General features: G+C 59.4%; 21 protein-coding genes and 1 tRNA gene. 15 read left to right on the forward strand and 7 right to left on the reverse strand.

The genetic code is table 11. The features are described 5' to 3' along the window. Positions 1-106 precede the first annotated feature (106 nt). The 10 genes from E2K80_RS11265 (at position 107) to E2K80_RS11310 (ending at position 9846) form a co-directional block, all read left to right on the forward strand. Positions 107-316: a hypothetical protein gene (locus tag E2K80_RS11265; RefSeq protein WP_135375094.1), complete on the forward strand. Its 210-nt coding sequence runs from the start codon at positions 107-109 to the stop codon at positions 314-316. Continuing rightward, the gene (locus E2K80_RS11270) at positions 313-651 is read left to right on the forward strand and encodes an Hpt domain-containing protein (RefSeq protein WP_135375095.1); all 339 of its coding nucleotides are present in this window, start codon (positions 313-315) and stop codon (positions 649-651) included. The genes E2K80_RS11265 and E2K80_RS11270 overlap by 4 nt, the downstream gene beginning before the upstream one ends. Before the next feature lie 155 nt (positions 652-806). Next, complete coding sequence (locus E2K80_RS11275; RefSeq protein ID WP_135375096.1) at positions 807-1979, forward strand: PP2C family protein-serine/threonine phosphatase; 1173 nt, start codon at positions 807-809, stop codon at positions 1977-1979. Next, entirely contained in the window at positions 1976-2320 is a 345-nt protein-coding gene (locus E2K80_RS11280) for an STAS domain-containing protein (RefSeq protein ID WP_135375097.1), read from the forward strand. The genes E2K80_RS11275 and E2K80_RS11280 overlap by 4 nt, the downstream gene beginning before the upstream one ends. Beyond that, positions 2320-2736 (forward strand): ATP-binding protein, encoded by a 417-nt coding sequence (locus tag E2K80_RS11285; protein WP_135375098.1) that lies wholly within the window; start codon positions 2320-2322, stop codon positions 2734-2736. Before E2K80_RS11280 ends, E2K80_RS11285 begins: the two co-directional genes overlap by 1 nt. 354 nt (positions 2737-3090) lie before the next feature. Beyond that, entirely contained in the window at positions 3091-4824 is a 1734-nt protein-coding gene (locus E2K80_RS11290) for a DUF3131 domain-containing protein (protein ID WP_238475502.1), read from the forward strand. A 3-nt stretch (positions 4825-4827) separates the two neighbouring features. Then, positions 4828-5976 (forward strand): acyltransferase, encoded by a 1149-nt coding sequence (locus E2K80_RS11295; protein ID WP_135375099.1) that lies wholly within the window; start codon positions 4828-4830, stop codon positions 5974-5976. A gap of 8 nt (positions 5977-5984) precedes the next feature. After that, positions 5985-7811 (forward strand): glycosyltransferase family 2 protein, encoded by a 1827-nt coding sequence (locus E2K80_RS11300; RefSeq protein WP_135375100.1) that lies wholly within the window; start codon positions 5985-5987, stop codon positions 7809-7811. A 5-nt stretch (positions 7812-7816) separates the two neighbouring features. Beyond that, on the forward strand, positions 7817-9154 hold the full coding sequence (locus E2K80_RS11305) for a DUF3131 domain-containing protein (RefSeq protein ID WP_238475503.1): 1338 nt from the start codon (positions 7817-7819) through the stop codon (positions 9152-9154). Beyond that, the gene (locus E2K80_RS11310) at positions 9151-9846 is read left to right on the forward strand and encodes a peptidoglycan-binding domain-containing protein (protein ID WP_135375102.1); all 696 of its coding nucleotides are present in this window, start codon (positions 9151-9153) and stop codon (positions 9844-9846) included. The genes E2K80_RS11305 and E2K80_RS11310 overlap by 4 nt, the downstream gene beginning before the upstream one ends. 442 nt (positions 9847-10288) lie before the next feature. Here E2K80_RS11310 and E2K80_RS18980 read toward each other — a convergent pair. Further along, positions 10289-10372 (reverse strand) — tRNA-Tyr (locus tag E2K80_RS18980). Positions 10373-10529: 157 nt separating this feature from the next. Between E2K80_RS18980 and rlmB the strand changes: the two genes are divergently transcribed. From rlmB to E2K80_RS11330, 4 genes are all read left to right on the forward strand, one after another. Further along, positions 10530-11306, forward strand: coding sequence for a 23S rRNA (guanosine(2251)-2'-O)-methyltransferase RlmB (gene rlmB / locus E2K80_RS11315; RefSeq protein ID WP_135375103.1), 777 nt, complete (start codon positions 10530-10532; stop codon positions 11304-11306). A 6-nt stretch (positions 11307-11312) separates the two neighbouring features. Beyond that, complete coding sequence (locus E2K80_RS11320; protein WP_135375104.1) at positions 11313-11612, forward strand: hypothetical protein; 300 nt, start codon at positions 11313-11315, stop codon at positions 11610-11612. 103 nt (positions 11613-11715) lie between these two features. After that, positions 11716-12177: a YHS domain-containing (seleno)protein gene (locus E2K80_RS11325; protein ID WP_135375105.1), complete on the forward strand. Its 462-nt coding sequence runs from the start codon at positions 11716-11718 to the stop codon at positions 12175-12177. A gap of 201 nt (positions 12178-12378) precedes the next feature. Then, positions 12379-12852 (forward strand): CoA-binding protein, encoded by a 474-nt coding sequence (locus E2K80_RS11330; protein WP_135375106.1) that lies wholly within the window; start codon positions 12379-12381, stop codon positions 12850-12852. Positions 12853-12953: 101 nt separating this feature from the next. On the opposite strand, the gene E2K80_RS11335 is transcribed toward E2K80_RS11330, so the two are convergent. From E2K80_RS11335 to hisA, 4 genes are read right to left on the reverse strand one after another with little or no spacing between them, the layout of a single operon-like run. Beyond that, on the reverse strand, positions 12954-13262 hold the full coding sequence (locus tag E2K80_RS11335; protein WP_135375107.1) for a phosphoribosyl-ATP diphosphatase: 309 nt from the start codon (positions 13260-13262) through the stop codon (positions 12954-12956). After that, positions 13259-14020, reverse strand: coding sequence for an imidazole glycerol phosphate synthase subunit HisF (gene hisF / locus E2K80_RS11340; protein ID WP_135375108.1), 762 nt, complete (start codon positions 14018-14020; stop codon positions 13259-13261). The genes E2K80_RS11335 and hisF overlap by 4 nt, the downstream gene beginning before the upstream one ends. A 44-nt stretch (positions 14021-14064) precedes the next feature. Continuing rightward, on the reverse strand, positions 14065-14535 hold the full coding sequence (locus E2K80_RS11345) for a DUF2867 domain-containing protein (protein WP_238475504.1): 471 nt from the start codon (positions 14533-14535) through the stop codon (positions 14065-14067). Then, positions 14532-15251, reverse strand: coding sequence for a 1-(5-phosphoribosyl)-5-[(5-phosphoribosylamino)methylideneamino]imidazole-4-carboxamide isomerase (hisA, locus tag E2K80_RS11350; RefSeq protein ID WP_135375109.1), 720 nt, complete (start codon positions 15249-15251; stop codon positions 14532-14534). The genes E2K80_RS11345 and hisA overlap by 4 nt, the downstream gene beginning before the upstream one ends. A 149-nt stretch (positions 15252-15400) precedes the next feature. On the opposite strand from hisA, the gene E2K80_RS11355 reads away from it, so the two are divergent. Beyond that, on the forward strand, positions 15401-15796 hold the full coding sequence (locus E2K80_RS11355; RefSeq protein ID WP_135375110.1) for a DUF2147 domain-containing protein: 396 nt from the start codon (positions 15401-15403) through the stop codon (positions 15794-15796). Between the two features lie 38 nt (positions 15797-15834). On the opposite strand, the gene E2K80_RS11360 is transcribed toward E2K80_RS11355, so the two are convergent. Both E2K80_RS11360 and hisH read right to left on the reverse strand, forming a co-directional pair. Then, entirely contained in the window at positions 15835-16296 is a 462-nt protein-coding gene (locus tag E2K80_RS11360) for a hypothetical protein (protein WP_135375111.1), read from the reverse strand. An 83-nt stretch (positions 16297-16379) separates the two neighbouring features. Continuing rightward, positions 16380-17018, reverse strand: coding sequence for an imidazole glycerol phosphate synthase subunit HisH (gene hisH / locus E2K80_RS11365; RefSeq protein WP_135375112.1), 639 nt, complete (start codon positions 17016-17018; stop codon positions 16380-16382). Positions 17019-17020: the final 2 nt, after the last annotated feature.

Here is a 17020-nt window from a genome sequence, read left to right on the forward strand (position 1 = left end):
CCTTGAATCTGACTGGCCAATATCCTGTCACGCCTTCGCCGCTCTCGCGTCATGACTTTTCGGAATGTTGATGGCATAACCTCTGCCAGGCAATCAGAGAGAGATCATGAAAAACCGCCGATCCCCCACGGCTTTTGCCGACGCCGCAGATCGCATCGCCCCCTGCATCAGGACATCGAATTGCGAAAACGGGTTGCCGACGGTCAGCCCTGAGATGGCCGCCCGGGTATTTCTGAGGGCCAAGGCGCTTAAGGCAAACACGGTACGGGGTGCCGAAGCTGCCCTGCCCCGTCGCCACAGGACAATTGCGCAATGATGCTGGACCAGGCCAGAATCGACGAGACCCGCAGTCTTCTGGGTGAAGAAACATTTGCCATGTTCCTGCAACGCCTCGAAGTTGAGTTTGACGAGTTTGTCGCGTGGCTTGACGCTACGCCCACCCCGGCTGCAGATGAAATCGCTTTGAGGTGCCACACGCTTGCATCCAGTGCAGGCATCTACGGCGCCAGCGAATTGCGACGGACGCTGCTGGCCACCGAACAAGTGGCCCAGTCGGACACTGCTACCAAGATGACCGAACTGGCGGACGCGACACGCAGTATCACAGATGTCTGGGCAGAGACGCTGCGCGCCTTCAGGAGCATTAAGTAAGATATGGGGTCACGTCATTTGCGCCCGAAGCCGCAGATATGGCCCTCTTGCAGGCCGCACAGGCGCATTATACGGCTTGCGGCACGAAGGACATTTCAGCGATCAATGCGGGTGTTTGACCTGACGGGACGGGACACGGGAATGCGGGGTTTGCCATGAAAGTCATCATTGCCGACGACGACGACCTGCAGCGCGCGATCCTGTCGGCGGCGTTGACACGGATCGGGCATAGCCCGATTGAGGCCAGCGACGGCGCTCAGGCGTTTGATCTGCTGTGTGAACACAACGCGTCCATTCTGGTCTGCGATCTCAACATGCCGGGCATGGATGGAAATGCACTGACACAAAAGGTGCGGGCAACGATCCGTGACCGGTATGTGCATATCATCATGGTCACCGGTCACGACCAGAAATCCGTGCGCCACCACGCGCTGCAACTGGGCGTTGATGAATTCATGGGCAAACCCATCGAAGCGGCAACCCTGAACGCGCGTATTTCAACGACAGAGCGGCTGGTGCAGCACGAAGAGCTTATTCAGGAAAAGAACCGCATTCTGGAAGAGGCCCAGCGCATTATCGAGCAGGATCTGAAAGCCGCCGCGCAGGCCCAACAGCGTTTGCTGCCCGCGCCACGCATAAATGGGCCGCATTGCAGCTTTTTTTCAGCTTTCGTGCCGTCATCCTACGTCTCGGGTGATATGTTTGCGACCTTTCAACTGCCAGACGGGCGGACCGGCTTTTACGCAATGGACGTATCCGGGCACGGCGTTTCCGCAGCGCTTTTATCCGTCGCAATCGGGCATCTGGTGACAACGGAATACTTTGCGCGCCACAGCATCGATGATGACGGCACGCCCGATCCCGCACGTCTTGCCAAAACGCTGAATGATCGTTTCTTTCACGACGACAGCGAAGATTACTTTACCTTTTTCTGCGCCATCCTGGATCATGAAACGCAAATGCTGCATTTCTGCCAGGCGGGCTACCCGTCGCCGATGGTCGTGTCGCCGGGCGGCACCATCCATGAGATCGGCGACGGGGGCTATCCTGTCGCGCTTCTGCCCGATGTCGACTTTATCTCAAGCAGGGTGGCGCTGGCGGTGGATGAGACTTTGGTGCTGTTCTCTGACGGTGCGACGGAGGCCGAAGACGCGCACAGCGTTGCATTCGGTCAGGAGCGGCTGAGCCAGGTGATCGAAGCCGCGCGCGCCCGCGATGTGACCTCGATCCCGGATGCCATCGTCTCGGCCCTCAGGGCGTGGCGCGGCCAACGCTCGCTTGATGATGATTTAACGGTTCTCGTCTGCCAAAGGAGACTTCCAGAATGATCAAGATTGATACCACTGACACCGACATCTCTGTCATCACCCCCGATACCGAGCGTCTGACAGCGGTCAATGCGACCCAGTTCAAAGAGCAGGTCGTGGCCCTTGTCGATAGCGGCAAGGCGCGATTGATCATCGATATGTCAGGCGTCTCGTTTGTCGATTCCGCCGGGCTTGGTGCGTTGGTCGGTGTGCTCAAGCGCATCGGAAATCGCGGGGATATCGTCGTATGCAGCCTGGCCGACGGTGTACGGCAGATGTTTGAGTTGACACGGATGAACCGTATCTTCGCCGAGTATCCCGATCGCATGGCAGCTGTCGCGGCCCTCAAAGAGGCGTTGTGATGCATCACAGCTTCGATCTGCCACCTCAACTCGACGAAGTTGACAAGGCGGTGCAAGCACTGCGCGCGTTGGTCGAGCCCGTTCTCGAACCGGAACAGGCGTCATGCTTTGAAGTTGCCGTGTCAGAGGCGCTCACGAATATCGTTGTGCATGGGTATGAAGGCATACAGGGCGGTAAAACTGTGTCTGTCCAGTTAGACACAGACGGGCAGGTCTTGCGCCTGACGATTATTGATCACGGCACCCCCGGCCCTGCCGATCTTTTTGAAACGGGCCCGTCTCTCGACGAGATTGATTTCATGGAAGAAAGCGGTCGCGGTTTGGCCTTGATCCGGCACCATGCGGATGCGGTCGCCTACACGCCTTCAGTGGATGGCAATCGCCTGATTCTAACGTTTTGCTTCCCCGTTCCGTAAAGGCCGCTGATATGTCGTGAAATCGGCGGTGACGGTATGGATTTAAGAGGTCCTGATCCTAAAGCGCCCTGCCTGAAACTTGCATCACAAATGCCCTGCCATGCTTCGCGTTCTCGGGACATTTGTGATAAGCGATGTCTCAGGTGTAAGGCAGCATGCTGTAATCTGAATCGAAATTCGTCGCCTCCGGGTCAGCAAAATACTGATCTCGAACGCGAATTCCGATAAGCGATGGTACAGAATAAAACGATTTCACTCTAAATTAAGCCGTGTCTCAGAAGCCACAACGCCTGTTTCCTGCCGTCATACTTTGGCCTATTTTAAAGTAAAATGTTAAGGTGAACCTACGCATTGATGCGCAATCCGCAACAATTCAAGCCCAATCCTCGCCACACCCAATTATCTGAAAGTAAGCCGTTGATTACATTGAATTCAAAAGCACTTGGCCCTTTTGTTGCAATGATTGCCACTGTCTTGTTTGGAACCGCAGCCTTCGGTCAGAACACAGAGGCAGAGCTGCCGGACGCCTCTGTGAACCCTGCCGAGGCACTGGATGTGTTGGCAGGACATGCTGACAGTGAAACCACGTTCTATCCGGGTGAAGAGCTCTCGCCATTCTTTGGTCGGAGCGGTCCGTTGAGCGACCGCGAACACGAGATGGCCGAGACGGCCTGGTCCTATTTCGTGGAGTATTTGCAGCCCGACACTGGCTTGGTCAACGCCGTTGGCAACTATCCGTCGACCACGATGTGGGACACTGCATCCTACATAAGTGCCCTTGTTGCCGCCTATGAACTGGAGATCATCGACAAACGCGAATTCGACCGGCGTGCCTATCAACTCCTCGGCACTCTGCGCAATCTCGAACTGTTCCGCAGCATTGCGCCCAACAAGGTCTATGACACCACGACGGGCGCAATCGTGAATTATGCCAACGAGCCGGGCGAAGTGGGCTATTCGGCGCTTGATCTTGGGCGGCTGCTGATCTGGTTGCAAGTCCTCAAACAGCGCTATCCCTATCTTGCGAACTCTGTCGATAATATCCCGATGCGCTGGAATTTCTGCAATATGGTCTCGGAAGACGGGCGTCTTTTCGGGGCCAGCCTGAATGGCGAGGGCGAAGTGCGCGACCTGCAAGAAGGCCGCCTTGGCTACGAGGAATATGCTGCGAACGGTTTTGCGCTCTGGGGCTTTGACGTGGCCCGCGCATCCGAGCCTGAACCGCTGCTTTATACCCCGATCTATGGCGTGGACGTTCCTTATGATGGGCGCGACCCGCGGGTCTACCATGCCCAAAACTACGTTCTGACAGAAAGCTACCTGCTTGAGGGGCTCGAACTCGGCTGGGACCTGCCGCAATACGCGGATGGCGCGCCTGGGGTTGCAAGCCGGGGCTGGCGCGCAGAATTTGCGCATCGCATCTTCCTTGTCCAACAGCGCCGTTTTGAGCAGACCGGTATCATCACAGCCAGGTCCGAGCATCAGGTCGAGGGGGTGCCCTATTTCGTCTATGATGCGATTTTCGCCAATGGGTATGCATGGAACACACTTGATCCCAGCGGCACCTACCAACCCGACCGCGCCGCTGTTTCAGCCAAGGCAGCGATTGGCATGTGGGCCCTTTGGGATACGCCCTATACCGATCTGCTTTTTGAGACGGTCGCCGACCTCTCGGCGGAGGTGGGAGGGTTCTACGAGGGCGTTTACGAGAACGGCAATGGTGCAATCCCGCTTCAGACCGCGAACAATAACGGGATTATCCTCGCGGCATTATTGTACCGGGCGCATGGACCTATTCTACAACATCTGAACAGCAATACGCAGCACTGGGACATGGCCTATTCCGGCAGCGACATCCGCGTCAACCGATGCCTGCCGGAACCCATGGCCGAAGAAGTGGCATGCTGCGCCTGCAATGAACTGGTTCAGCCGGAACCAACCGTCGGCATGGCCGATTTCCAATATTGCCGCCCGATCCAGACGGAACATGGCATCGCCGCCACGCAATGCGGCCTTGAGGTTCAGAGCTTCCAGCTTCCCACCCCACAACCAGTGCTGCCGCAATCGTGCCGGCGCCCGGGCGGCTAAGCCTTGGCCGCCTCCAAACCACGTCTCGTCTGGTTTGACGCCAACCGTGTCTGCGCAGCACTTGGCGTCGTCCTGATCCACTCAACCGCCGACTTCAACGGCGGGGCGTTTCCTGACGCATCTGTTGCGGATCGCGCCATCCCGGTATTTCTTCGCTCAATCGCGGAGTTCTCCGGCTCCGAGATGTTCTTTCTTTTCTCGCTTTTCCTGATGGCAATGCGCATCGACCGCGGCCGCCCGACCTATGGCGCGGCCATCGCCTCGCAAGCCCAGCGCCTTCTGGTGCCCTTTGCGTTCTGGACGGTTTTCTACGCCTTCTTCCGACTGCTGAAGGCGGGCACATTCAACTATGCGCCCCAGTATCTGGAACAGCTGACAGACTGGCAGACATGGATCGGCTATTTCGTGCTTGGGAAATCACAATATCACATGCACTTCCTGCCAACCCTGTTTCTGCTTTTCCTGTTTTATCCGGTCATGCGCCTGGCGCTGCGCTATCCGATCCTTGGGCTGACCCTTTTCGCGACCCTGGGCGCGATGGAACATGCGCAGGGCTATTTATGGTCCCTGCCAATCAACGGCGATCTGCTTGATTACCTGATCCGCGCGATCAAGGTCATGGGATATGTCGGCTACGGCTTTGCCGCCTTCGCACTTTACAGCCTGTGGAAAGACGGTATCCCGCGCGGTGAATCCCGCCTGATCCAGCGAGGTGCGCTTTATTTTGCAGCGATGGCCTATGTCGCCACACTTCCCTTTTTCGGGGCGGCTCTTTTCTCTGGCGGCTGGGGTGTGCGCGCGGATTGGAGCTATTTCGGTCATTTTCTGATGCCGGTATTCATGTTCTGCCTGTTCCTTGGCGGACAGCATTTCACCTGGTCGCCGCGCTGGTCGGAATTGGCGAAATATTCCTTCGGGGTCTATCTTCTGCATCCGATTTTGATTGATCTCTACGACATCGCGCTTGCACAATCGGGGGCGGCCTCGGGCATGTCGCCCACCGCCATTGTCATATTGCGCTATGTGATCGTTTTGCCCGCCACGTTCGGCGTGACAGTCGCGATCAGCCGGATACGGCTTTTGGCCTGGACAATCGGCCTTGGCCCCGCACCCTGGACCTGGGGGAAATCCTCCCGCAGCGCGGCGAACTGAGGGACATCATGAGCGATTACTTTAGCCGGTTTGAGAACCGTCGCCCCCCCGCGCCCCTGACCTATTCTATCCCGCGTGAAATGCTGTGGCAGTTCCTTGCCACCCTGACCCTCGTGATCGGCGCATGGTATCTTGCATGGCGCTGGCAGTATTCGCTTAACCCCGATGCGATGTGGTTCGCGCTGCCCCTGGTGACAGCGGAAACGCTGGCATATCTGGGCCTGATACTTTTCGTGGTGAACCTGTGGCAGGATCAGCCCGTCACAATACCCGATCCGCCAGAGAATATAGGCGACGTGGATCCGATCTCGCCAGAGGGGGATTTTCCCCTCAGCGTTGATGTGATGTTCACCACCTATGACGAAGAGCCTGAACTGGTCCGCCTTGGCATCAAGGACGCCAAAGCGCTCGACTATCCCTATCCAATTGATGTGCGGATTCATGTGCTTGACGACGGGCGACGGGACGATATGCGGGCCCTCGCCGAAGCGGAGGGTGTCAACTACATAACGCGGATGACGAATGAGGGTTTCAAGGCCGGTAACCTGCGGCACGCTATGGAACAGACCTCCGGCAGCTTCATCGTGATCTGTGACGCCGACACGCGGCCCTTTCCGACCTTGCTGGCCCGCACGCTTGGCCATTTCCGCGACCCGAAGGTTGCCTGGGTGCAAACCCCCCAATGGTTCTATGACCTGCCAGAAGGCGAGCGGTTGACCGACCGCGCCCTGCGCCGTTTCGGCCCCATGGCAGGCAAGATCGCGGCGGCGATTGAAAAGGTGACCGGCCCGGTACGCTTCGGCCAGGATCCTTTCGTCAATGATCCGCAAATGTTCTACGACGTGATCCAGCGCCGCCGAAACCACGCCAATGCGGCCTTCTGTTGCGGTGCAGGCTCGATCCACCGGAGGGAGGCTGTGCTGGAAGCCGCGCTGCGCGCCTTTGGATTATCCGTCGAAAAGCGTGTCCTGGCGACCGAGGAAGAGATCACGCTTGAAAGCAAGGAAAGGCAGGTGGCCCCGGCCCTTCTGGAGGCAATCAGAACGGAGGCCGTGACCACTGAAATCCTGACACCCTACCGGTTTCACGTCTCCGAGGATATTTACACCTCCATCGTTTTGCATTCCGACCGCGCGCGCGGCTGGAAATCGGTGCAGCATCCGTTTGTCGAATCGCGGATGCTGTCGCCCCAGGATCTTCTGACCTGGCAGATACAGCGTTTCAAATACGCAGGTGGCAGCTTCGACATCCTGATCCATGACAACCCGTTGTTCCGCCGCGGCCTGACATTTTCACAGCGGATGATGTATGGCGCGACATTCTATTCCTATCTTGGTTCGCTGTGGAATGTGATTTTCCTCGCGGCACCTGTTCTCTATCTCTTTCTCGGCATTTCACCTGTTTCAGCCTATTCCGCAGCTTTTTTTATTCACATTCTGCCGTTCCTAATTTTACTGGAACTGGCTATGATGGTCGGCACCTGGGGGATATCAGGATATGCGGCAAAGGCGAGTTACCTGTCGTTCTTCCCGCTTGGCATTCGGGCGTTCTTCACGGTGTTGCGCGGCAAGAAGATTGCGTTTCCCGTCACCCCAAAGACACGCCAAACGGGCAAGTTCCTGCGGCTTGTTCGCCCACAGCTTGCGGTGATCGGACTGACAGTTATCGGGTCAGTCTGGGCACTGGGCGCGCTGGCCATCGGCGGCACCGGGCATGAGCTTACGGCGGTCGTCACCAATATGCTGTGGGGGCTGAATAACTGCATTGCAATGTCAGGCATTGTCGCCGCCGCTCTCTGGCAGCCGCCCGAGTCAGATCAGGGGAAGGACACATGAGTTTTATGCAGAATTTGGTGCGCGCACGCGGGCATATCATCTTTCTTCTGGCGCTTATTGCGGGTTTCTTCCTAGTGCGATGGCTCGACACGCTGGATAATGACGCAATCGTCGATACAACATCCGGGAGCGAACAGGTCGCCACCGGGGCGGGAACCATGGATGCTTTCGCAAATCTTACACCATTGCCACTGACCCAACCGCGCCCCTCCACCGCGCAGGAGCTTGAATACGCAGACATCGCGTGGACCTATTTTGTCAACAATACGAACCCCGACACCGGTCTTGTAAATTCCGTGAACAACTACCCCTCGACCACCATGTGGGAGACCGGCTCCTACCTGGTCGCGATCTTATCCGCCGAGCGTCTGGGGCTTATCGAGGCGCAGGAGGGCACGGATCGGATCGAGGCTGTGCTGACGTCGCTTGCACAGCTTCGGCTTTTTGAGGGGGTGTTGCCGAACAAGGCGTATCACACCGCAACCCTGGAACTTGTCGACTATTCCAACCAACCCTCCGAGCGGGGGCTTGGATGGTCCGCGCTTGATGTCGCGCGCATCATTGCAAGCTTTGCCCTTGTGGAACGCAATCATCCTGAACTGGCTCCCGAAGTGGAGGCGTTGATGCAAATCTGGCAACTTGACCAGATGGTCAATGATGGCGAGTTGATCGGCACCAATGTCGTCGATGGTGAGACACGCCTGAACCAGGAGGGTCGGGTCGGCTATGAACAATATGCCGCAAGGGCGATGATGATGTTCGGTTTTGACGTGTATCGCGCCTATAATATCGAAGACAATGTGATGATCCGCGAGGTTGAAGGCCTGCCAATTCCGGTGGATAGCCGCATGTTCCGGGGCGCAACACCGGCCTTTGTCGTCAGCGAACCCTACCTTTTCGACGGGCTTGAATTTGGATTTGACGCGCGATCCTGGCGGTTTGCCAGCACAATCTACGGCGCGCAGGAGGCACGTTTCGAGCGGACCGGCCAATTGACCGCCGTCAGCGAGGGGCACCTGAACCAGCCGCCTTATTTCGCGTATTCCTCGGTCTGGGGCGGTGGGTCTGAATGGGCTGTGCTCAGCTTTCAGGCCGAACGTCTCGACAGCCGCCGCACCATCAGCACCAAAGCGTCCTTCGGCTGGGATGCGTTGTTCGGAACCGAATACACTGCGCAACTGGTTGAGGCCATTTCTGTTTTAGGCGATCCGGAACAAGGCTGGGCCGAGGGTATCTATGAACAGGGTGGCACCATTAATGACTCGATCACGGCCAATACCAATGCGGTGATCCTCGCGGCTCTCTCGTTCAGAACCAGCGGCCCTCTCATGCGTGCACCATGAGGCTCAGGCGCGCGATCCGATGGGGCGGTATTTTGTTCGCCTTTGCGTGGTCCGGCCCTGTTCTGGCCGATGCGCCCTGTGTCGGCGCTGGCTTCAACATTCCGCTGCCCGGCGCCGTGGATGTGGACCGCCGCATCGTGGATGTCGCCTCGGCGCATTCTGCGGGTCTCTGGCAGGAAGGGCGCGTCAATGATGTTGTCTATCGGGTTTTTGCCAACCGGACCGGCATGATCGCCGACGATCTTATCAGGCCAGGCTGGCGTATCGAGATATTCTGTGACGCGGCTGACACCGGCTGTCGGCAGGAGGAGATCGGCACGGCCCCCGAAAGAGGACATCGGCTTGCAGATGCGCTGGCCATTTGCATGACCGGCACACAGATCACCGCATCAGATGTCACCGACGGCGCCACCGGCATTGACGGGGCTGGGGGCGCCCTTTCCGATGCGGACACACCGTTCGCAGAGGGTCCGGTCCCGGCTTGCGCCGAGCCGGTCCCCACCGACGAAAACGAGCAGGTGCGACAGGCCCAGACCATATTGCTTCAGATCGGACTTGATCCTGGACCTGTCGACGGCCTGCTGGGGCCGTTGACGCTTGCCGCACTCATGGAAGACCTCGGACCCGGGGTTACCCTTCCGACGACACAAGCAGCCCTCGACGCCTTGCGCGCGGCGCATTGCCCAAACTGATTGGTCTTACAGCGTTTCGAGTTTAACCTGAGACATACGTCATCACGTTTCGCGTTCGACCGGAGGGAGAGGCAGCGAATAAGTGATTCATGTTTAACTCGAAACGCTATAGCTTCGGCCTGAAATCCTTCACCACCCCGCACCATGCTCCCGCCCGGCGGCACCGCCGGGCAGCGCCCGAACCGCCCCCACGGGGCGGGCGCTTCTCGCCCTCCCCTCGGTACGGGCGCGGCCCTCTGCGCAATGTATATGCGGTGCAGATTACATGGACGATGCTCTATAGGCAGCGTCTGCATTTAGCTGATCCATCGAAAACCGCGTTCGAGCCGAAGGGGAGAGGCAGCGGTTTTCGATAAAGATCACACGCAAACCGCTATAAAATCGCAGCTTACGTCAGTGTCCAATTTTAGGGGGGTAGCTCTGTCATTGGTTTGGAGGAGAATGGTGGGCGACCCTGGAATCGAACCAGGCGTGCGTCTCCGCGAGGGAGTTACAGTCCCCTGCCACACCTTGCGGCCTGTCGCCCACTGGCCGGAACATTGCCCGGCGTGGGCCGTGGGATAGCTGCGGGTCTGGCAGGCGTCAACTGCAAAAAGCCCGTGCCCCGGAGGGGGCTGGGTGCTTGGCATCGGGGCTCTGGGGCGATAGGGGCTGGGGCGAACCGGGATCGGAGCCTTTCTGCCATGAAAAAACCAGCGTGGGTGATCGACAAGGAGCGGGCGCGCCGTGCTGCGGCGGCGGAAACCGTCTGGCTGTTCGGGCTGCATGCGGTGCGCGATGCATTGGTGAACCCAAGCCGCATAAAACAACGGCTGGTTCTGACGAAGAATGCTGCCGACAAGCTGAGTGAAGCGATTGCACAAGGCGGGCTGGAGCCGGAAATGGCCGATCCGCGCAAATTTCCGGTGCCGCTTGACCCGGGGTCGGTGCATCAGGGTGCAGCGCTGGAAGTGAAAGCGCTGGATTGGGGGCCGCTGGCTGATATCGCCGTGGCCGGCACAGGGGCAGCGCGGTTGCTGCTGCTCGATCGGGTGACGGACCCGCATAATGTGGGGGCGATCCTGCGTTCGGCCGAGGTGTTCGGTGCCCGCGCAGTGATTGCGCCCGCGCGCCATTCCGCACCTGAAACCGGGGCGCTGGCGAAAACCGCCTCGGGCGCGCTGGAACGCCAGCCTTATCTGCGGGTCAAGAACCTGGGCGACACGATGCAGGAGCTGAAGACACTGGGATATGTCCTGCTGGGTCTGGACGGTACAGGCGAGATTGAGATCGCAGACGCGGTGGCAGATCTGGGTGACCGGCCCGTGGCGCTGGTTCTGGGGGCCGAGGGGCCGGGCCTGCGCGAGCGGACCAAAAGCCTCTGCGATCATCTGGTGCGCATTCCGGCGGCGGGGGCATTCGGCTCTCTGAATGTTTCCAATGCGGCCGCCGTCTCTCTGTATGCGGTGGCGAAAGGATAGGCCGCCATGCCCAATGGACCCAAGATTGCCACTTGCTGTTATTGCAGCACCCGCACGGTGTTGCGGCTGACAGCAAGGGAGGGCCATGAACTTGCCTGCGGCTCCTGCGGGGCGCCGCTACATAAGATGAAAGCGCTGAAACAATCAGAGGCGCGACAGGGCAAACGCGGTCGCCCGGCCCCGGCGTCATTCGGGGCGCAAAATCGCAAACCACCCCGCCATCATGCCAAGCGGAAACGCCGCAAACCGATGTGGAAAAAGGCGTTTGAGGAGGCATTTGACCTGGTGGAAGATATCTTCGATTGAGCACGGGCGCACACGCGCGATCAAAGCTCCGTCAGAAGGGATGTTACCGGGGCGCAAGGTTTGCATAGTTCAGGTATCAATCGTCCAACCGGAGACAAAACCCATGCTGACCCGCCGCAATACCCTTCGTCTTTTTGCCGCAACACCCTTGATCGGCCTTGCAGCTTTCACCTCCCCTGCCCTGGCAGCAGAACCGGAAACCTATGCCGAAGGTGGTGTTGCCATCGACGGCAGCGATGCCGTGGCATATTTCACCGAACATGGGCCTGTTCCCGGCAGCCCCGATCACAGCTTTGACTGGCGCGGTGCCCGCTGGCAGTTTTCCAGCGCCGCCAATCGCGATCTGTTTGCGGCAGAGCCTGAACGCTATGCCCCGGCCTTTGGCGGCTATTGCGCCTTCGCGGCCTCACGCGGGTATCTGGCCCCGACCATGCCCGAAGCCTGGAGCATCTATGAAGACCGGCTGTATCTGAACGCCAATCTGCGGGCCCGTGAATTATGGCTGGCCGAACTGCCGTCAGTCATTGCAGCGGGAGAAGCGAACTGGCCGGGCATTCTGGGCTGACCCCCTTCCCGGTGCACAACCCGGCAGCGCGCCCATGATCACGAAACCGTGCCCAGGCCTTTAAACATTGCAAGCGTTGCCTAAATACAACTCATGGCGCGGCGGTTCGGAACCCCGCCCGCCCATCACTGTCCCTCGTTCCGTGACTTACGCCCGTGGTTTTTCGCTGCGGGCGCTTTTTTGATCTGTTACAGCAAGAATATGACCGAAAATCCCAGTGATAAACTGTTGCGCCAGATTCTGACCGACAGCAAAAGTTTTGCCTGTGTAGGCGTGTCACCCAACCCGGTGCGGCCCAGCCATTATGTGGCGCGGTATCTGTCCTTGAAGGGATATCGCATTATCCCGGTCAATCCGGGCCAGGTGGGCAAGACATTGTTCGGAGCAGAGGTGGTGGGAGATATATCGCAGATCGCTGAGCCCGTGGATGTGATCGACATTTTCCGCAGGCCCGAGGCCGTGCCCGACATCGTTGCTACCGCGCTGGCCATGAATCCGTTGCCCAAAACAATCTGGATGCAGATCGGTGTGACCCATGCAGAGGCCGCAGCACAGGCCGAAGCCGCCGGTCTTCAGGTGATCCAGAACCGGTGCCCCAAGATTGAATATCAGCGGCTGTTCGGGGAGCTTCGAATGGGCGGGTTCGCCACCGGGCTGATCAGTTCCAAACTGTAAGCGAGGGGAATGGAATTCTCGAGAATTCCACCCGGAAAACTCCAGTTTTCCAAATGTTTTCCTCGAGGAAAACAGGCTTCAGGCCATTGCCGCCTTCAACGTTAGCGGCTGGCCTTTTCTTCAATGCCCGAGCGGGTTTCGCGCCGTTCCAACTCCGCCAGCACCTCCTCTAATGTCACGCCTGACGCTGTCAGCATCACCAGAAAATGGTAGAGAACATCAGCGCCTTCGCGGGTCAGGGCCTCCCGATCGCCCCGCACCGCTTCGACAATCGCCTCAAGCGCTTCTTCACCAAATTTCTGCGCACAGGCCTCAGCACCCTGCGACAACAGCCGCGCGGTCCAGCTGGTTTCCGGGTCGGCGCTCTTGCGGGCCTCGATTGTGGCGGTCAGGCGGTCGAGAACAGTCATGACATCCTCATGGGAATACCGGCCTCGGCCATATGGGCCTTGGCCTCGGCAATGGTGAAATCACCAAAATGGAAGATCGAGGCGGCCAGAACCGCGCTTGCATGGCCTTCGGTCACCCCCTCGACCAGATGATCCAGCGTTCCAACCCCGCCCGAGGCGATGACCGGGACCGGGACCGCATCGGCAATGGCGCGGGTAAGCGGCAGGTTGAATCCGGATCGCGTGCCATCGCGATCCATCGAGGTCAGCAATATCTCACCTGCGCCTTTGGCCGCGACGGTTCTGGCAAAATCAACGGCATCAATGCCCGTTGGTTTGCGCCCGCCATGGGTGAAGATTTCCCATTTGCCGGGGCTGACGGTTTTGGCGTCGATGGCCACGACAATGCATTGCGCCCCGAACCGGTCAGCGGCACGGGCCACCACATCTGGGTCGGCCACCGCGGCGGAATTGAAGCTGACCTTGTCAGCCCCGGCCAGAAGCAGGGCGCGCACATCTTCGACCATGCGCACCCCGCCGCCGATGGTCAGCGGCATGAAACACTGTTCCGCCGTGCGGGTTGCCAGATCATACATGGTGCCACGATTTTCATGGGTGGCGTGGATATCGAGAAAGCACAGCTCATCCGCCCCCGCCGCATCATAGGCCCGGGCCGATTGCACCGGATCGCCCGCATCGACCAGATCGACAAAGTTCACACCTTTGACCACACGGCCATCGGCGACATCAAGACAGGGAATGATGCGGGTTTTCAGCATGGGGGCGGTTTAGGCCGAAACCCTGCGCGAGGAAAGAGGCACCGTTACCTGCGCGGCTCTGATGCCCGGGCAACCCGGCTTAACCCGTTGCGCACGATCAGAATATGGAATGGCATGATCATGGCCAGATAGATCCGCCCGCCCAGATTATGAGGCGCCACCCAGGTTGCCAGATAGATCCGCCCGTCCCGCGCCAAAACCGAGATACGGAAATTCAGATGCTTATCGTCAAAGCCTGCGATGATTTCATGTTCGGTCTCCCGCTCCACCGGGAAGATGCCAACCCGGTCGGTCGCAGGCGGGCCGTCATTATCCAGCCCGAATGGCGCGGTCATCACACGGCGGATCAGCAACAGACCACGGGCCCAGCCCGGGAAACGGGTGATGATACTGGCCGCGTGACGCGGGGTTGCACAGGCCGAAACGACATAGCAATCAAGGAAATCCCCGGGCACCCGGCGCGTATGCAGCACACTGTCGGGGGGCAGGGTTGTGGCGGTGACACCCGCCATCATGCATCCAGCATCGCAAGGGCCGCGCCCAGATCAAGCGCCCCGTCATAAAGCGCCCGGCCCGAAATCGCGCCCGCAATCACACCGGTGTCACGCAGCGCCATCAGATCCGAAAGGGAGGAGACCCCGCCCGATGCAATCACCGGAATACTGGTGGCCCGTCCCAGATCGGCGGTCGCGGCCACATTCGGCCCCTGCATCGCCCCGTCGCGGTTGATATCCGTATAGATGATCGCCGCTACGCCCGCGTCTTCAAAGCCTTTTGCCAGATCCGTGACCATCAGATCGGTCTCTTCCGCCCAGCCCCGTGTGGCGACCCGACCCTCACGGGCATCCAGCCCCACAGCGACCTGCCCGGGAAAGGCCCGGGCGGCCTCGCGCACCAGATCGGGGTCTTCCACGGCCACCGTGCCCAGAATGACCCGCGCAATCCCGCGTGTCAGCCACATCTCGATCGTGGCCATATCGCGAATACCCCCGCCAAGCTGCGCGGGCACGGACGTATCGGCCAGTATCGCCTCCACCGCCGCGCCATTCACGGGCTGGCCCGCAAAAGCCCCGTTCAGATCGACCAGATGCAGCCATTCGCAGCCTGCCTTCTGAAAGGCGCGGGCCTGATCTGCCGGTTTGTCGTTGAAAACGGTGGTTTTCTCCATATCCCCTTTCAGCAGGCGCACGGCCTGGCCGTCTTTCAGGTCAATCGCGGGGTAGAGGATCATCACGCAGGCCTTTCCGTCAGCATCCGGGGGCTCTTGTGGCCCAGAGCCGGGCGAATGCCAAGACACCGGGCGGGGCGCTCCCCAAGGTCAGGCTTGCCAGACCGCCCCCGGCTGGCCCACCATGGCACCACAATTCGGAGGAAAGCGAGATGAAACACCTGATTTTGGCCGCACTGGCCAGCATCGCCCTGACCGGCATGGCCCATGCGGATGATCTGATCGGGGATTGGCGCACAGCACCCGATGACCACGGCAATACCGGCCTGATCCGGGTGGCACAATGTGGCGCGGCACTGTGCGGGACGCTGATCGAGGCGTTCGACGGCGCGGGCACAACGATGGAATCCGAACATGTCGGACGGCAGATCATCTGGGAGACCCTGCCCGAGGGTGGCGGCGAATATCGCGGGCGTCTCTATTCCCCTGACCGGGACCGGACCTATCGCTCCCGCCTGCAACTCAATGGCGATGAACTGGTGGTCTCAGGCTGCATCCTTGGCGGCGCGGCCTGCCGGGAAGGCGGACGCTGGCAGCGGGTGAACTGAAGGCTCTGCCCGGAGCGTCCAGCGCTAGGGTCCTGACCCTAACCGGGATAGGCCCGCCAATTGGTCAGATTGATGACCGCGCCGCTGCTGCCAAGCGGCGCAGCAATGGCGCGTCGCACTTGAGACTGAGAAGCGCATGAGATGATATGGCCACCAGAGGTCCGCGCGCTGACGCAAAGCTGTGCGTTTCCATCATAAACCTCGGCTGCGTAGATATCAAAGCTGGTCTGAACCCGGCCTCCGGGCGCTGTCCAGCCCCTGGCCGAGGGCAGAGTCAGTGTGCAAACCGATTCAAGTCCTGATGAGGTTCGTGCCATCTGGGTCAGGGCCTGCACAGCGCCAAACCGGCTTGGCACATCGACAAAGACGCTGAATTCATGATCTCCGGCAAAACAACGGCTGCTGGAGACATGTTCGGGATAGAAATCGGGACCCGTTTTATCTGTGACGCAGCTTGTGAGAAACGCCAGTGCAATCAGTGAAATAAGGAGGCGTATCATCGTTTTATGATGCATCATTCGTTATGTATTCTTTTGAACTTAAAGTGATTTGCGTTTGATTTGAATTAAAAAACTGCCTCGTCTCACGGCGCCCAGTCCAGAAAATTCGAAATCAGGCGCAGCCCTGCATGCTGGCTTTTTTCCGGGTGAAACTGCGTGCCCAGCACATTATCGCGCCCCACAATCGCGGTGACCGGACCGCCATAATCCACATGGGCCAGCAGATCATCAGCCCCGGCCACCTGCATGTGGTAGGAATGCACGAAATAGGCATGGTCGCCCGTCTTCAACCCGTCCAGAACCGGATGCGCCCGGTCAATGACCAGATCGTTCCAGCCCATATGCGGCACTTTCATTTCAGGCGCGGCGGGTGCGATCCTCACCACATCCCCCGGCACCCAGCCAAACCCCGCCACATCCTCATATTCCCGCCCCCAGGAGGCCAGCATCTGCATCCCGACACAGATGCCCAGAAACGGGACACCCCTGAGCTCGACGGCTTCGACAATCGCCTGTTCCAGCCCGTCAATCGCCTGCAAGCCCCGTCGGCAGGCTGGAAAGGCCCCGTCGCCGGGCAAAACGATCCGCGAGGCCATGGCCACATCTTCGGGCCGGTCACTGACAATAACCGGCGCGTGGCCGCCTTCCCGCGCCATGCGTTGAAAGGCTTTCTCTGCCGAGTGCAGATTGCCGCTGTCATAGTCGATCAGAACCGTGGTCATGC

This window comes from Rhodophyticola sp. CCM32 (assembly GCF_004751985.1).
Classification (GTDB): domain Bacteria; phylum Pseudomonadota; class Alphaproteobacteria; order Rhodobacterales; family Rhodobacteraceae; genus Rhodophyticola.

Bases quoted from the DNA above. Each gene is read 5' to 3' on its own strand.
- E2K80_RS11265 (WP_135375094.1), top strand. From the start codon at position 107: ATGAAAAACCGCCGATCCCCCACGGCTTTTGCCGACGCCGCAGATCGC.
- E2K80_RS11270 (WP_135375095.1), top strand. From the start codon at position 313: ATGATGCTGGACCAGGCCAGAATCGACGAGACCCGCAGTCTTCTGGGT.
- E2K80_RS11275 (WP_135375096.1), top strand. From the start codon at position 807: ATGAAAGTCATCATTGCCGACGACGACGACCTGCAGCGCGCGATCCTG.
- E2K80_RS11280 (WP_135375097.1), top strand. From the start codon at position 1,976: ATGATCAAGATTGATACCACTGACACCGACATCTCTGTCATCACCCCC.
- E2K80_RS11285 (WP_135375098.1), top strand. From the start codon at position 2,320: ATGCATCACAGCTTCGATCTGCCACCTCAACTCGACGAAGTTGACAAG.
- E2K80_RS11290 (WP_238475502.1), top strand. From the start codon at position 3,091: ATGCGCAATCCGCAACAATTCAAGCCCAATCCTCGCCACACCCAATTA.
- E2K80_RS11300 (WP_135375100.1), top strand. From the start codon at position 5,985: ATGAGCGATTACTTTAGCCGGTTTGAGAACCGTCGCCCCCCCGCGCCC.
- E2K80_RS11305 (WP_238475503.1), top strand. From the start codon at position 7,817: ATGCAGAATTTGGTGCGCGCACGCGGGCATATCATCTTTCTTCTGGCG.
- E2K80_RS11310 (WP_135375102.1), top strand. From the start codon at position 9,151: ATGAGGCTCAGGCGCGCGATCCGATGGGGCGGTATTTTGTTCGCCTTT.
- rlmB (WP_135375103.1), top strand. From the start codon at position 10,530: ATGAAAAAACCAGCGTGGGTGATCGACAAGGAGCGGGCGCGCCGTGCT.
- E2K80_RS11320 (WP_135375104.1), top strand. From the start codon at position 11,313: ATGCCCAATGGACCCAAGATTGCCACTTGCTGTTATTGCAGCACCCGC.
- E2K80_RS11325 (WP_135375105.1), top strand. From the start codon at position 11,716: ATGCTGACCCGCCGCAATACCCTTCGTCTTTTTGCCGCAACACCCTTG.
- E2K80_RS11330 (WP_135375106.1), top strand. From the start codon at position 12,379: ATGACCGAAAATCCCAGTGATAAACTGTTGCGCCAGATTCTGACCGAC.
- E2K80_RS11335 (WP_135375107.1), bottom strand. From the start codon at position 13,262: ATGACTGTTCTCGACCGCCTGACCGCCACAATCGAGGCCCGCAAGAGC.
- hisF (WP_135375108.1), bottom strand. From the start codon at position 14,020: ATGCTGAAAACCCGCATCATTCCCTGTCTTGATGTCGCCGATGGCCGT.
- E2K80_RS11345 (WP_238475504.1), bottom strand. From the start codon at position 14,535: ATGATGGCGGGTGTCACCGCCACAACCCTGCCCCCCGACAGTGTGCTG.
- hisA (WP_135375109.1), bottom strand. From the start codon at position 15,251: ATGATCCTCTACCCCGCGATTGACCTGAAAGACGGCCAGGCCGTGCGC.
- E2K80_RS11355 (WP_135375110.1), top strand. From the start codon at position 15,401: ATGAAACACCTGATTTTGGCCGCACTGGCCAGCATCGCCCTGACCGGC.
- E2K80_RS11360 (WP_135375111.1), bottom strand. From the start codon at position 16,296: ATGATACGCCTCCTTATTTCACTGATTGCACTGGCGTTTCTCACAAGC.
- hisH (WP_135375112.1), bottom strand. From the start codon at position 17,018: ATGACCACGGTTCTGATCGACTATGACAGCGGCAATCTGCACTCGGCA.